General features: G+C 39.9%; 12 protein-coding genes and 6 tRNA genes. 11 read left to right on the top strand and 7 right to left on the bottom strand.

Features of this window, described 5'->3' with window-relative positions; genetic code table 11:
• The first annotated feature begins 15 nt into the window (after window positions 1-15).
• On the top strand, window positions 16-471 hold the full coding sequence (locus DK207_RS01650) for a hypothetical protein (RefSeq protein ID WP_109439700.1): 456 nt from the start codon (window positions 16-18) through the stop codon (window positions 469-471).
• A 52-nt stretch (window positions 472-523) separates the two neighbouring features.
• Here DK207_RS01650 and dapE read toward each other — a convergent pair whose 3' ends face one another.
• From dapE to DK207_RS01635, 3 genes are all read right to left on the bottom strand, one after another.
• Window positions 524-1657, bottom strand: a complete 1134-nt coding sequence (dapE, locus tag DK207_RS01645; protein WP_109439699.1) for a succinyl-diaminopimelate desuccinylase — start codon at window positions 1655-1657, stop codon at window positions 524-526.
• Window positions 1658-1782: 125 nt separating this feature from the next.
• Window positions 1783-1926 carry an entericidin A/B family lipoprotein gene (locus tag DK207_RS01640; protein WP_161401361.1) on the bottom strand — a complete coding sequence of 48 codons (144 nt, stop codon included), beginning with the start codon at window positions 1924-1926 and terminating at the stop codon, window positions 1783-1785.
• 109 nt (window positions 1927-2035) lie between these two features.
• The gene (locus DK207_RS01635; RefSeq protein ID WP_100833960.1) at window positions 2036-2899 is read right to left on the bottom strand and encodes a DUF1853 family protein; all 864 of its coding nucleotides are present in this window, start codon (window positions 2897-2899) and stop codon (window positions 2036-2038) included.
• Window positions 2900-2999: 100 nt separating this feature from the next.
• On the opposite strand from DK207_RS01635, the gene DK207_RS01630 reads away from it, so the two are divergent.
• The 9 genes from DK207_RS01630 (at window position 3000) to DK207_RS01590 (ending at window position 5695) form a co-directional block, all read left to right on the top strand.
• Window positions 3000-3365, top strand: coding sequence for a YbaN family protein (locus DK207_RS01630; RefSeq protein ID WP_109439698.1), 366 nt, complete (start codon window positions 3000-3002; stop codon window positions 3363-3365).
• A 286-nt stretch (window positions 3366-3651) separates the two neighbouring features.
• Window positions 3652-4182, top strand: a complete 531-nt coding sequence (gene elsL, locus DK207_RS01625) for a cell wall-recycling L,D-carboxypeptidase ElsL (RefSeq protein WP_100833958.1) — start codon at window positions 3652-3654, stop codon at window positions 4180-4182.
• Between the two features lie 143 nt (window positions 4183-4325).
• Window positions 4326-4401: transfer RNA gene (locus tag DK207_RS01620), tRNA-Val, on the top strand.
• A gap of 23 nt (window positions 4402-4424) precedes the next feature.
• A tRNA-Asp gene (locus DK207_RS01615) sits at window positions 4425-4501 on the top strand.
• A gap of 43 nt (window positions 4502-4544) precedes the next feature.
• Window positions 4545-4621 (top strand) — tRNA-Asp (locus tag DK207_RS01610).
• A 100-nt stretch (window positions 4622-4721) separates the two neighbouring features.
• Window positions 4722-4797, top strand: a tRNA-Val gene (locus DK207_RS01605).
• 39 nt (window positions 4798-4836) lie between these two features.
• Window positions 4837-4913: transfer RNA gene (locus DK207_RS01600), tRNA-Asp, on the top strand.
• A 140-nt stretch (window positions 4914-5053) separates the two neighbouring features.
• Window positions 5054-5129, top strand: a tRNA-Val gene (locus DK207_RS01595).
• A gap of 95 nt (window positions 5130-5224) precedes the next feature.
• Complete coding sequence (locus DK207_RS01590) at window positions 5225-5695, top strand: DUF2750 domain-containing protein (RefSeq protein ID WP_109439697.1); 471 nt, start codon at window positions 5225-5227, stop codon at window positions 5693-5695.
• A 51-nt stretch (window positions 5696-5746) separates the two neighbouring features.
• On the opposite strand, the gene DK207_RS01585 is transcribed toward DK207_RS01590, so the two are convergent.
• The 4 genes from DK207_RS01585 to yccS form a co-directional block, all read right to left on the bottom strand.
• The gene (locus DK207_RS01585) at window positions 5747-6532 is read right to left on the bottom strand and encodes a YdcF family protein (protein WP_109439696.1); all 786 of its coding nucleotides are present in this window, start codon (window positions 6530-6532) and stop codon (window positions 5747-5749) included.
• A gap of 124 nt (window positions 6533-6656) precedes the next feature.
• Complete coding sequence (locus DK207_RS01580) at window positions 6657-9194, bottom strand: PepSY domain-containing protein (RefSeq protein ID WP_109439695.1); 2538 nt, start codon at window positions 9192-9194, stop codon at window positions 6657-6659.
• 171 nt (window positions 9195-9365) lie between these two features.
• Window positions 9366-9950: a YcxB family protein gene (locus DK207_RS01575; RefSeq protein ID WP_100833956.1), complete on the bottom strand. Its 585-nt coding sequence runs from the start codon at window positions 9948-9950 to the stop codon at window positions 9366-9368.
• A gap of 132 nt (window positions 9951-10082) precedes the next feature.
• Entirely contained in the window at window positions 10083-12263 is a 2181-nt protein-coding gene (gene yccS / locus DK207_RS01570) for a YccS family putative transporter (RefSeq protein WP_109439694.1), read from the bottom strand.
• Window positions 12264-12405: 142 nt separating this feature from the next.
• Between yccS and DK207_RS01565 the strand changes: the two genes are divergently transcribed.
• Entirely contained in the window at window positions 12406-13617 is a 1212-nt protein-coding gene (locus tag DK207_RS01565; protein ID WP_109439693.1) for a multidrug effflux MFS transporter, read from the top strand.
• The last annotated feature ends 4 nt before the right edge of the window (window positions 13618-13621 follow it).

Raw genomic sequence — 13621 nt, 5'->3', positions numbered from 1 at the left:
TTAAGGTGAATAAGAATGGTAAAGAAAAGCGCTAACACCGCATTAGGACAGATTGATCAACAAGAGTTACAGCATCTTATTACAGTCTCGACTGGATTTATTGATGCCTATATTATTGAGTGTCATCAAAAAGTTCCGATGCTTCTACCGCAGAATATTGTTTTATCAGCAATGGATACGCCTACCAATGTAGAACATATCGAGTGGCATGATTTAAAACTACCTGTATTTGCTTTACATGATCCTTTGCAGAAACAAGGGGTTGCGTTGGTTGTGGAAGGAGAAGATGTTTCACAGCGTTTTGCACTTATTTGTAGTGAAATGCCCGAGTCGATCCGTTTACGTATTTCGGAGATCGTTGATGAGGAAGGTGAAATTGAGGATCAAAACGTTTTTAAATACGTAAAAATGGGTGAGAAAAGATTCTTTGTCCCGAATTTGCAAAATATAGAAGCCCAATTGGGGTTATAAAAAAATAAAAAGGAACTCATTTTAGAGTTCCTTTTATTTTTAAATCATTATCTTAAGCAAGCAGTTGGACAAGGATTTGTTCGTAAATTTCAGCTAACGGTTCTAGATCATCAACATTCACATGTTCATTAATTTGATGAATCGTCGCATTTAAAACCCCAAGTTCTAAAACTTGTGCGCCAGTCGGTGCGATAAAGCGGCCATCAGATGTCCCACCACTGGTTGAAAGTACTGTTTCTACACCAGTCACATCCTTAATTGCAGTTTTTGCAGCATTTACTAATTCACCGACGGGTGTTAGGAATGGTAAGCCTGAAAATGTCCAGCTAATATCGTAATTTAACTTATGTTTATCTAGTATTTCTAAGACACGCTGTTGAAGGATTTCTGCGGTAACTTCAGTCGAATAGCGAAAATTAAATGTCACTTTTAGGTGACCAGGAATGACATTGGTCGCACCCGTACCTGCTTGAATATTCGAGATCTGGAATGAGGTGGCTGGAAAATATTCATTACCATTGTCCCATACAGTTTCACATAACTCATTTAATGCTTTAGAAGCAAGATGAATCGGATTTTCTGCAAGATGAGGGTAAGCAACGTGACCTTGTTTTCCATTTACAGTCAATACCGCATTTAGAGAGCCTCGACGACCATTTTTTACGATATCGCCGAGTTGATTAGTGCTTGATGGTTCACCAACTAAGCACCAAGTCATTTTTTCATTACGTGCTTCTAAAGTTTCAACTACTTTGACCGTACCATTAATCGATGGGCCTTCTTCATCTGATGTAATTAAAAAAGCAATTGAGCCTTTGTGATCTGGATGTTTTGCGACGAAACGCTCTGAAGCAACAACCATTGCAGCTAAAGCGGTCTTCATATCCGCCGAGCCACGACCATATAATTTTCCATCACGAATGGTGGGTTGGAACGGATCTGAGTTCCATGCATCTAGGTGTCCAGTTGGAACCACATCAGTATGACCAGCAAAACAGAAAACTGGATTTTCTGTACCACGACGAGCCCATAAGTTATCGACATCCTCAAATCGGAGCTTTTCGATATTAAAACCAATTTTTGATAAACGATCAGCCATGATGTTTTGACAATCATGGTCTACTGGCGTTACAGAAGGTTGGCGGAGGAGTTGTAAACTAAGTTCAAGCGTATCGGAGTGGTTCATGCGAGATGGTGCTAAATCTGGTGAAATCTGAACCGATATAATAGGGGAATATTGCCAAGAAAGGTATGTCAAAATAAACCTTATCTACGTGTAGATAAGGTCTTGTGGGGGATTGTTCGGTAAAATTACATTTTATTTTGTGTCTTTTCAGCCGTTTGAGTAACCTTATCACCAGCTTTTGACACATCTTGGCCAAAACCTTTAAATGTATTACAGCCTGTTAAAACAAAAGCAGTCATGATTGATGCAAATAAAACTTTTTTCATCATATTCTCCGTTTCAATTTAATTTTGATGTATTTAAGAGGCTAAGAAAATTAGAAGAAAATGAACATAATGGTTTGATTATAGATGTGTTATGAAATGTTACTTGGGTAAGTTAAGTTTGATTAAATAATAATGCAGGTTGGCGGAACATATAAAATGCCGGATCAGATTCAGTTGTATGATATAAACCGTCGGTCCACCATATTGCATTGGATGAAGTGGCTATTTGATTCGGGCAAAGCCATTCATGGCGTTGAAGTCGATAGTATGTTTGCTGAGGGATACTCGTTCCCCATGTTCCTAATTGACGAGATGTATTTATCCACATCGGTAAGCATTGATTGTTTTTCTGTTGATGGGGAAGATAAAGTTGGCCTTTCATGACCGCAAATTTTCGTTGGATGTTATAGCCATTTGCTTCTGAAAATTGAAATTGGCGATCAGTAAAATGCTTTAGTTTACGATGTAATGTATCTTCTCGATTGAGTCCATACCAGTGCGCTAGATTTAAATGACCCTCGCCAAGATAATATTTTAAAGCAACCTCCCAATGCTCAACTTCTTGTGTCAGTTGATTAAGCACAAGAAAATCAATTTCGCCTAAAGTGATTGCACCAGCAATTTTTTGGATACTATGCCCTAACAGTTTATAAGGGTGGTATTCGTCATCGAGTAACCAAAACCAAAGTAAGTTCTCAAAACGTAAACCTAAGCGAGTACTTTTAAGTCGAGCTAAAAAGTCGTGTAAAGGTTGAGGTTGTTGCTCGAGTTGATATAAACGTTTTTCGTAGTTTTGATACAGTATTTGCCAAGTCGCGTTATCGTGTAAGTCAAACTTGTTTTTTATCATTAGCTCGCTAGGGACGGCTGATAAAATATTTGGACTAGCGATAGCGAAGGCCAGTTGACGTACAATTGGGTTCTTAAATTTTAACCATGGTTCAAAAAAGCAAGGACGGTCAGCGACGCTAAACATGAAGGAACTCGATCATGGAAATAATGGACTAAGTTTAAGAAACAAGAACAAAAACACTTTATACTAGCACGGTTGTTTTGACATGTTGGTGAATTGGTAAATGAAGATCCTATTCTGGCGCAGTTTAGTTATCCTTTTTGTGACATTAGGGATCATAGGGGCTATTTTGCCAGGCATGCCAACCACTGTTTTTCTCATTATCGCTGCTTGGGCGGCATCTAAAGGTTGGCCACAAATGGATGCGTGGTTACTCAATCATCCCAAATATGGTCCTACCTTGCGTAACTGGCGAGAAAATGGAACTGTGCCACGGAGAGCAAAGTGGCTTGCCAGCATTATGATGTTAATTAGCGGCATTTTGATGTTATTTACCAATGCACCTTTTTTGGTAAAGGTCTTTACCAATACAACCATGTTTATTGTTGCTGTTTGGCTGTGGTTCCGTCCAGAGCCTGAGCGAGGATAAACAAAGCAACGCTTTGTCCGAGTGCAAGACGAGCGGCTATGCCGCAAGTGGCGAGTTAAGAAAAGCAACGCTCTTGTGGAATATATTCCTCATGCGCAAGACGAGCAGCTATGCTGTGAGTGGCGAGTTAAGAAAAGCAACGCTTTGTCCTGAGATGGAATTAAAGCTTTGTAATAAGACGAGCATCTGAAAATCAATAATCATCCTGTCTTATATCAAAACTACAGAAAAGCAGTTCTATTTATGTTGAAATAACACCATCTGATTAAAAATATAGAGACTGAACATGCCCTATGCGCTCGAACAGGCCGATATCTTAATTGACTTAGCACAACAAACTTTGTACTTGCCAAAACATAATAAACTTTATGTTATTTCCTCAGGAAAAAATGGTATTGGTGAGCAAGAAAATACAGGGAAGACACCAAGAGGGTGGCATCGTATTGCTCAGAAAATTGGTGATGATGCGCCTAAAAATTCGGTTTTTATTGCCCGACAAGCGACTGGTGAAATATACGATCAAGATCTTGCGCAACAATTTCCTGAACGAGACTGGATTCTTTCTCGGATTTTGTGGTTGGATGGGTTACAAGCTGGATTCAATCAAGGTGATGGATGTGATACATTCAAGCGATATATCTATATTCATGGAACACCAGAGACAGAACCTATGGGCATCCCAATGTCGCATGGCTGTATTCGAATGAAGAATGATGAGGTTATTGAGCTTTTTGAGCTGATTTCAGAGCAGGCATTGGTTTATATTTCGGAACATGCGCTGGATGAGTCGATGATAAAATCAGAAAGAAGTGTTTAAATAAAATACGAAAACATTGGAATTATCAAAGAATTACTTATTTTTTAATCACTCAGGTGGTTTTTTCGGAAAAGTATATGAAAAGCGTTTGACAGTCTGTAAAGATTCTCTATAATGCACCTCACAAACGATGAAGACGTTAAGGGCGCTTAGCTCAGTTGGTAGAGCGTCTGCCTTACAAGCAGAATGTCGGCGGTTCGATCCCGTCAGCGCCCACCAAGCCTTTACGTTAAAACTCAAGTGCAGCGGTAGTTCAGTTGGTTAGAATATCGGCCTGTCACGCCGAGGGTCGCGGGTTCGAGCCCCGTCCGCTGCGCCACTTAAGTTTTAATAGTCGTTTGCCATAATTGCAAAATTATCGTGCAGCGGTAGTTCAGTTGGTTAGAATATCGGCCTGTCACGCCGAGGGTCGCGGGTTCGAGCCCCGTCCGCTGCGCCACTTTAAGATTGCAAGAATGGGTATACCTTAGGATACAAGACTACGCACTTTGTTTGTCTTGCGTCATAAAAATTGATAGTCAATCAATTTTTATTCCTCAGGGCGCTTAGCTCAGTTGGTAGAGCGTCTGCCTTACAAGCAGAATGTCGGCGGTTCGATCCCGTCAGCGCCCACCATAATTTGTGACATTTACTTCTTTACAGAAGTATCATAGTGCAGCGGTAGTTCAGTTGGTTAGAATATCGGCCTGTCACGCCGAGGGTCGCGGGTTCGAGCCCCGTCCGCTGCGCCATTCTCTTGATTCCCTGTTCAAGAGGATGATAGTTTTAACAAGTATCTTTATACTTGATCTCTGATTCGAGATGCCATTAGAAAAATCAAAGATTTTTCTCTTGCGCTCAGACAAAGCTTCGCTTTGTTTATCCTCGCTCAGGGCGCTTAGCTCAGTTGGTAGAGCGTCTGCCTTACAAGCAGAATGTCGGCGGTTCGATCCCGTCAGCGCCCACCATATCTCCTTTGATAGTCTCTGTTTCAAATCGTTGTAATCAATATTAAATTCTTTTATTATTAGCCTCAATAATGATTCTAATATTGAAGTAATATATGAGAAACCCTTATCAACGTAAGGCTGCGTCGAAATCTCAAGCAACGACATCAAACACCTCTTCTAAAGACAATTATCGCAAATTTATTGAAAATATTATTTTGCAACGCCAAGTGATTGCGCTATATCACGATGGCTGGGCATTATGTTCAACGCCTTCTGGACAGCATGCACTTTCAGTCTGGCAAAATAAAAGTTTGGCTAAATTATTAATCAAAGACAATTGGGCGAAATACGAGCTGCAAGAAGTTCCCTTGATGGATTTTGTGGGAAAAATGATCCCATTTCTAAAAGAAAATAATACAATTCTATCTTTAGATTTAACCCCTGAGGGCAATAATCTGCTGGTAACTCCAGATACTTTGTTATTGGATATCAAAAATTTCTTGTATCAAATCTATTTACAGCGCCCTGATATTTTTGCTGAATTAAAATTACCGTTACCTCGTGATATTCGGATACATCAATAAGTCTTTGAGATATTTTGATCTCATCTGGAAAATTGATTGGGTTTTGCCCAATCAATATTCATTAAGTACCCAACCGCTCGCGTAAGCAAAATATTCTCTTAACCACGCGTTATATCGTGTTTGTAACGGTGTTGTAGCACCGATTGTCACGATATTGCTATACCCTTGTTTTTTCGCAATTGCGGCTGCACGAAGTGTATGGAAGTCACTCGTGACAATCGCGATAGGTTGTTGAAGTGAAATCTTGTGAGCTTGTAATAGGGGTTGGCTATTTTTGAGATTTAATTCAGTACTGGTACTTTTATCTTCCAATATTATTTGTGTTGCTGGAATATGATGTTGTTGCTGTAAATAGCGTGACATCACAATGGCTTCACTTTCTGTTTCACCAAAATCAACACCACCTGTGAGCAATAGTTTAGCATTTGGTTGGGTGAGGGCAATTGGGGCGGCACGATCTAAGCGTTTTGCAAGCGTAGCAGATGGTTGACCATTTTCGATACCACTGCCTAGTACAATGATGGCAGCGACTGAAGTCGGTACTTCTACTTGGCTATTATTCTTATTTAAATAGTTAAAGAAATAGCCTAAGCTAATCAACCATACCCAAAAGCACAGCCAGCCAAACCTCCAAATTGAATGCAGACGAAAATGGTAGAAAAAAAAGCGTTCTAGGTGATAGTAAAAAAATGAATAGAGACAGAAAAAAAGCCCAAGTAATAAAGGTAATACGGTTCCGATATGAATTTTCTTAAGCGCAATGAGCACTGCGCCATCGATTAATAATATAAAACCGATAACCGCAAAAAAAATACGAAGCCAAGAACTTATTTGCATACTCTGAATCGATGTCGATTTAAACTTGCTAAGTGTATGGAAAAAAAGTCGAAAGGCAAATCTTTTCATTCATCAAGTAAAAAACGAGTGGTGAACCACTCGTTTTTTACTTTTAAAATATGGACTAATATACATCCCGTCGATAACGTTGGGTTTGTCTTAATTCATCAACAGCTTCTTCACCTAAAATATCGTTTAGGGCCTGATCTACACCAGTGGCCATGCCTTCAATGCTACCACAGACATAAATGACAGCCCCTTGCTCAATCCAGTTTTTCAACTCATCTGCATGTTCGCGTAATACGTCTTGAACATATCGACGTTGCTCCTGATCTCTAGAAAAAGCCAGATCGAGACGCTGTAAACTTCCCATGTTTAGCCATGCTTGAATGGTTTCTTCATAGAAGAAATCACATTGATGCTGACGCTCTCCAAAAATCAACCAGTTGGCGGTATAGTTTTGTCGATTGCGTTGCTGTAATAGACTCATCAAACCTGCAATGCCTGTACCGTTGCCAATACAAATAATTGGGCGGTTATCATCAATCAAATGAAATGATTCATTAGTGCGAATACGCAATGCAATGGTTTGTTTTAGTTGAGCAAACTCTGTAAGCCAGCCCGAACCTAATCCGAGTTCGCCATTTGCATCGTACTTTTGACGTACCACAAGTCGTAGTAATTGCTGTGAAGGAATACTGGCGATTGAATATTCACGGGTCGGTAAAGTCGGTAACTGTGCAACTAACGTTTCGAGATCGTCGATTTGATCAATCTCAATACGTAAATTCTTATTCCATAGTGCTTGTTCAATCGTAAGATTGAGTGATTTAATCTCTACCTGCGCTGGAATTTGATATTTAATCAAGAAGTTTTGAATCTCAATCAAACTATTTTCAGGTTGGATTTCTGCGATATCACCTGCATGCCATGTTATGTCATAAGGAGCTCTGAGCTCAATATTGTAAGCTGCATTTCCCAAACTGTTCGGGTTTAATAATTTACGTTCAGTTAAAGTCCATTGATCAAAGACTTTTTCAATATTCATTGCATGTAATTCATGCTGAGTCACAACCGACAAAGCCTGATTCCACCGTTGAATATCCTCGTTATTGGCATTATCAACTTCGACAAGATCAAACAAAGCTTGGGCTTTGCACTGTTTTAACCATGCATCAACAACATAACCAAAACGACAGTAACTGTCAGGGTATTCTTTTGAACCAAGCGCTAATACAGCATATTTTAGATGAGCAAGATCAAGCGATTGCTGCATGAGTTTTTTACTAAAACTGGTGGCAAGATCAGGGGCTTCACCTGTGCCATATGTGCTCACAACGAATAAAACCTGCTGTGCTTGTTGCAGATCCTGTTCAGTGAGTTGTTGGATTGGTTTAACCGTTGTTGGTTGTTGTGCCTCTTGTAAACTGGTAGCAGTACGCCAAGCCAGTTGTTCTGCCATGCCAGTTTGCGATGCATAGCTAATTAACCATGGGGTTGCATTTGGATCTATTTGTTGGTTGATTAACGTTTGGCGTGCTGATTGAGTGAGTTTTTTCTGCTTTCGTCTCTTAAGATAAAGCATCCAACCTGTCACAAAAAATAACGGCATTGTCAGTGAGGCAAGCATCGCAATAAATTGATAGGTTGATCCAAAGAAGCTTCCTCGGTGGACAGGAAGCATACTGCTCATGATTTTTTCATTAAGCTTTTTATCTTCATAGAGATCTAGTTTTTCAAATTGATGACTTTGATAATTATAGATTGCTTGATTGCGTGCACGCTCGTGCTGTGGAGTTGGATCAATAAAGGTTAACGCAATTTTTTGATCAGCGAGCTTAGGAATATTGAGGGTCAAACTCGAATATTCACGACCAATATTGGCATTCACTCCAGTCCAAGCTTGGGTCAAAATTGTATTCACTTGTTGATTTGATAAGTCGGGTTGTTCTTTTTTGTTTTGGTCATGATTTTGTTGATGACGTTGTGGTTGCTCTACACCCATGACTTTGAACATACCTGCACGCCACCAATCATATGACCAATATAGACCTGTACAGGCAAATAGAAGATAGAAAGCAACTACCCACGTACCAACGACTGCATGCAAGTCCCAAATAAAGTTACGACCTTTTAATTTGGGTTTAATGAAAAGCCATTGTTTCAAGCTATGTTTTTTGGGAAAGCGTAAGTAAAGTCCACTGAGTACAAAAAAAATCAGCATCAATGTTGATGCACCAGTGATCTGAGCTCCATATTCACCCGCAGTGAGATTTCGATGCAAGCGTTGAATGAATTGGAAAAATTCTCGCCCTTTTACTTCGGGTAATATTTCTGCGGTATATGGATTGACCATCATGTTATAGCCGCGACGTGCACCTTCTTTTTTAATATTAACAGTAGAGGATGCAGCAGGGTCGGCAGCGATGGTAATACTATTGATTTCGATTTCAGGTTGTTGCTGGTTAAAGTGCTGATAAAGTTGGGCTGGGGTAAGCTTAGGTGTATTGACGACTTCAACGACATAGCTTTCTTGGTTGATCCACTTCAGGATTTGTTGATCGTAGGAGTAAATTGCACCTGTGATTCCCATTAACGAAAGAATTAAGCCCGCAGTAATGCCTAAAAACCAATGGATTTGGAAGAAAACTTTTTTAAACATGGTTGAAAAATGAAAAGATAATGGAATTCATGTAAAAAATTATAACGCAAGAATACGTACATAATGTGGATTTTGTAGGTAATATTGATTTTGATTATCATTTGTTTTTTGTGGCTATAAAAAAGCCTCTCAATCTATTAATAATGAGAGGCTTTTAAATAAGAGGGGGATTTAGATAGACTTTGGCGCACCCACAGTTTCAGTTAAATGTCTGCGAATGGTTTTGAAAGAGAAGTTCTTTGAATCCATTCGTTTAGGTAAAATATAAGCACCTTGTTGCTCATCACCTTTTGGTGTTTTTACTTTGAAGTTAACCAAAATAAAGTCAGGTGAAGCATACCATTCATAGATATCTTTCCAGCCAATGGTTGCTGTACCATCTTGTAAACCTACTTTTTGACGCATTACAAGACCATGCGGTTGTACGCCTAAGCGAATCCCTTTAATTTCTTGTACTGGGAATTCTTTCATTTTACGTTTTACATACCATTCAAGACCAAACTTTTTGGTGAGGTAGTAAAAAGCAACCCCAATGATGACTACCCAGCAAATCACAGTCGAGTAAGTCGAGTAATATTTGATAAGTCCTGCTGCGACTAAAGAAAGCACAACAAGAGAGATCATAATGATCCAAGCTTTGCGGCTAAATTTGTTGCTGCTGCGCCAAATCATCAGTTGAGCTTGACGTTGTTCAACTTCAGAAACTTCATAAGGAACAGGTTGTAGCGTATAAGCGTAAGGGGTTTTGGCGGTCATAGTTTAAAAAATGAGTTTAGAACTGAGTTAAGTTTAGCATTAATAGAGGGTGTTGACACGTTATAAACCCTCATAATCAAAGATATTCTACCAATGTATCAAGTACTATGAAATCCAAAGGATAGTTCAAGGTTAAAGTGACGCAAACTCAGTGCCATCCTCACTTGGTTCATGTCCTAAGCTTTGTTTGAGCATACTCAAACGAGTCAAAATACTGAGCATAAGTGACAGCTGCTGTAAAATAATCAATGACTTTTGGTCGTTTTCATTACTTTCTTTTTGGGTTAAGCGCTGCCTGATGGTTTGTAGCATATTTTGTGCGGAAAGGTCCGGGACTTCATCTCTAAGTAATGCGCCTTGAATGTCATCCAAAGCTTGATCTAGTAGGTCAAGAACTTCTTGGTCCTGTATTTGTTCACGATGTGCACCGAGTGCTGCGATATAACTTAAAAAAGTATGGCTTAGACATAAGAATTCAAAAGCTTGGGCTTTTTGAGTGCTGTCAATATTAGGCTCCGTAGCCAACGTAGAAATTAAAGAAGCAACCTCAGCATCGGTATTATGTGCTGCGCGTCGAACTACACGATAATTGAGGGCATTGTTGTGCCCTTGATGATATTGAGTGACGACTTCAGCTAAGTATTGGCATTGGGCTTGTAGAGCACGTTGAATTGAACGTGGAAGTCTACGGAATTTCCAATCTGGCCAGATAAAGCTGACACCAAACCATGCCAATGCACAACCGATAATTGTGTCAATAAAACGAGGAAATCCTGCGGCAAACGCGGAACCATCCAAGTTGAAATTAATTAAAGCAAGGATGGTAATAAATGCAGTGGCTTGAGCATATTGTTTACTTCGTAATTCAAAGAACAAAATGCCGCTTAACACTAGCATCACCAGTTGACCTTCGAGTGAAGGAATAAAATAGATAATGGCAAGACCGACGATGATCCCAACCAAAGTACCAATAATCCGTAAATATAACCGACGTTTAGTCGCGTTAAAGTTGGGTTGGCAAACAAACAGTGCTGTCAATAAAATCCAATAGCCATAAGCAATATTGGTCATTTGGATAAAGAGATAGCCAATAAAAAGCACAATTGATAAGCGGACAGCATGGCGAAATAAAACAGACTCAGGCGTAAGATTCTGTTTGATTCGAACAACGATATCCTTCATGCCTTTGAGATCATCATCTTTGAGTTGATGCTCAGGCTGTTGAGCATTATCTAAAACGAGATTTCGTTCGGTTTCTAAGTTTTGTAATTGTGCATCAATCGATTTAAGATTTTGATACAGTGCGAACAGTGCATTGACCCGCACTTGATCATATAGCCCATCTTCACGAAGTTTTTCCAAAGACAATCTTAGATTTTCAAAGCTATGTTTAAAGCGTTTATTGTGGGTATAGCGGGTACGACTTAAGATAGATTGAGCTAAATCCTGACAAGCCTTTCCTTGAATAGATAGAATTCGTTGAAAACGAAATAGAATGTCACTGTGTTGAAAAACTTTGGTTAGTTTTTGATAGTCAATATGTGCTGAATCTGCACGCTCATGAATGTCTTGTGCAACAAAATAGTATTGGAGACTTCTACGTGTATCTTTTTGTCCTCTATCACCTTTGAGTCGGGTTAATAACGCAACGCGTAAGTTGTTGAAAAGTCCAATAAGTTTGCTGTTCTCCATGGACAAATCAATCATGCTTTGTTGATAACTGGATGGCGTCATATCTACATCAAATAAGTTTGACTTAGCATATAGAAAACCGCCTAAAGCATTATAGGACGCAGCAAGTTGATCTTGTAGTTGGCGAACAGGGAACAATAAAAAGCTAATGGTGGAGAGCAAACCATACCAGGCAGCACCAACGACTAAAAGTGCAGGTTGCAGATACCATTCTTCAAATAGATGTACACCCAACATGGTATAGACAGAGATCACCAGACAGCCATAGGCAATCGTTGCATAGCGACGCCCAAGTGAACCTAATAGAATCCATCCGATGCACGAAGCAATTAAGCCAACTGCAAACGCAATTGGATAAGGGAAGAGTAGCTGAACTGACGCCGCGGTAATAAAGAAACCAATATATGTATAGATCAGGTTCATTAGACGAACTGAAAAGCGATCGTCAATGTCACTGATTGCTGCTGCTACGACACCCAGCGTAAGTGGAATGGTTGCAAGTTGGTGGTCGAGCAAATAAGGAACGAAAGCCGTTCCTGTAAAAGCAATTAACATCCGTACGTTATACATAAACGTGGTGTTATAGGTCGCTTGTTTTAAGCGTTTTAACCCAGAATTCAAGGTTTATCCTTCTTGTATTTTGCAATCAAATTATTCTGCGTGCGCTGAATGTTTATCAATGATTAACAGACAGTATTATTATGCACAAATTCACGTGAGAGTGTTAAGCTTGCACATGAATAAACTTGAATAGTAGAGCATTATGCAGGTAGAGCCAACCAATCAACGTCAATATTCAACAACATGGATTATGTTGCTTGCTTTGTTAACGGCCTTGGGACCTTTATCTATTGATATGTATCTGCCTGCCTTACCTCAGATGGCTGATGAATTTGGGGTAAGTACCCAAATGGTGGCCAATACTCTACCAGCTTACTTTTTAGGGCTTGCCATCGGGCAGCTTTTTTATGGACCGGTCAGTGATCGGATAGGTCGAAAAACACCCTTATATTTTGGGTTGACGCTCTATGTGATTGCCAGTTTAGCCTGTGTTTTAGTTACGAATGAATGGGCGCTGATCATTGCTCGTATCTTTCAGGCGTTGGGGGGCTGTGTTGGCGTCGTGATTGCTAGGGCTGCGATTCGAGATCGATTAGATGTACAAGGTTCAGCACAAGCTTTTTCGAGCATGATGATTGTGATGGGATTGGCACCGATTTTGGCACCGATTTTTGGGGCATGGATTTTAATTTTCTTTCCTTGGCAGTCTATTTTTGTTTGTTTAGCAATGATTGGGGTGATTTGTGGCTTATGTGTACACTTTTTCTTTAAAGAATCACTGCCTGTAGAACGCCGTTTAAAATTATCGACTTATCAAGTAACCACTCTATACGCTGCCATTTTTAAGGATCAAAGCTTTAGACTTCCGATGCTGGCTGGGTGTCTGACTGGCGCAGCACTATTTTGTTATATCAGTTCTGCTTCCGCAGTTTTCATGGGGCAGTATGGTTTGTCACAGCAACATTTTTCTTATGCTTTTGCCTTTAATGCTGCGGGCATTATGTTGATGTCTTCATTAAATAAGCATTTGAATACGCGAATGGGGGTATTTCCTCGTTTAGTCCTTGGCGGTTCAATCCAGTGCTTTGGAGCAGTTTGCGTGGTGAGCGCTGGATTGATGGTCAATGCGCCCTTGTGGTTTTTAATGTCAGGCTTATTTTTGGTTGTTTCTGGTATTGGTTTGACAGGTCCGAATGCAATGGCATTGGCAATGTCTGAACAAGGTGCTCGTGCAGGTACAGCGAGTGCGATTATGGGGAGTATGCAGTTTTCCTGTGGTTTATTGGGTGGGGTGATACTGAACTTTTTAGTTTGGAAGGCATCACTGAATATGGGGCTGATGATGCTGATGTTTACCAGCCTTGGATTATTGATGATCTTTAAAGTTGGGCGACAACAGCGAGCTTCAGTTTAGAAGG

This window comes from Acinetobacter haemolyticus, assembly GCF_900406815.1.
In the GTDB taxonomy this organism is placed as follows: Bacteria; Pseudomonadota; Gammaproteobacteria; order Pseudomonadales; family Moraxellaceae; genus Acinetobacter; species Acinetobacter haemolyticus_A.
Note: the sequence above shows the minus strand (reverse complement) of the source record. Positions and strands in the feature narration are given on the sequence as shown.

What these genes read in the sequence shown, in the direction of transcription:
- DK207_RS01585 (WP_109439696.1), bottom strand. Translation starts at nt 6,532, where the DNA reads ATGCAAATAAGTTCTTGGCTTCGTATTTTTTTTGCGGTTATCGGTTTT.
- DK207_RS01575 (WP_100833956.1), bottom strand. Translation starts at nt 9,950, where the DNA reads ATGACCGCCAAAACCCCTTACGCTTATACGCTACAACCTGTTCCTTAT.
- DK207_RS01635 (WP_100833960.1), bottom strand. Translation starts at nt 2,899, where the DNA reads ATGTTTAGCGTCGCTGACCGTCCTTGCTTTTTTGAACCATGGTTAAAA.
- DK207_RS01630 (WP_109439698.1), top strand. Translation starts at nt 3,000, where the DNA reads ATGAAGATCCTATTCTGGCGCAGTTTAGTTATCCTTTTTGTGACATTA.
- elsL (WP_100833958.1), top strand. Translation starts at nt 3,652, where the DNA reads ATGCCCTATGCGCTCGAACAGGCCGATATCTTAATTGACTTAGCACAA.
- DK207_RS01565 (WP_109439693.1), top strand. Translation starts at nt 12,406, where the DNA reads ATGCAGGTAGAGCCAACCAATCAACGTCAATATTCAACAACATGGATT.
- DK207_RS01650 (WP_109439700.1), top strand. Translation starts at nt 16, where the DNA reads ATGGTAAAGAAAAGCGCTAACACCGCATTAGGACAGATTGATCAACAA.
- DK207_RS01590 (WP_109439697.1), top strand. Translation starts at nt 5,225, where the DNA reads ATGAGAAACCCTTATCAACGTAAGGCTGCGTCGAAATCTCAAGCAACG.
- DK207_RS01580 (WP_109439695.1), bottom strand. Translation starts at nt 9,194, where the DNA reads ATGTTTAAAAAAGTTTTCTTCCAAATCCATTGGTTTTTAGGCATTACT.
- dapE (WP_109439699.1), bottom strand. Translation starts at nt 1,657, where the DNA reads ATGAACCACTCCGATACGCTTGAACTTAGTTTACAACTCCTCCGCCAA.
- DK207_RS01640 (WP_161401361.1), bottom strand. Translation starts at nt 1,926, where the DNA reads ATGATGAAAAAAGTTTTATTTGCATCAATCATGACTGCTTTTGTTTTA.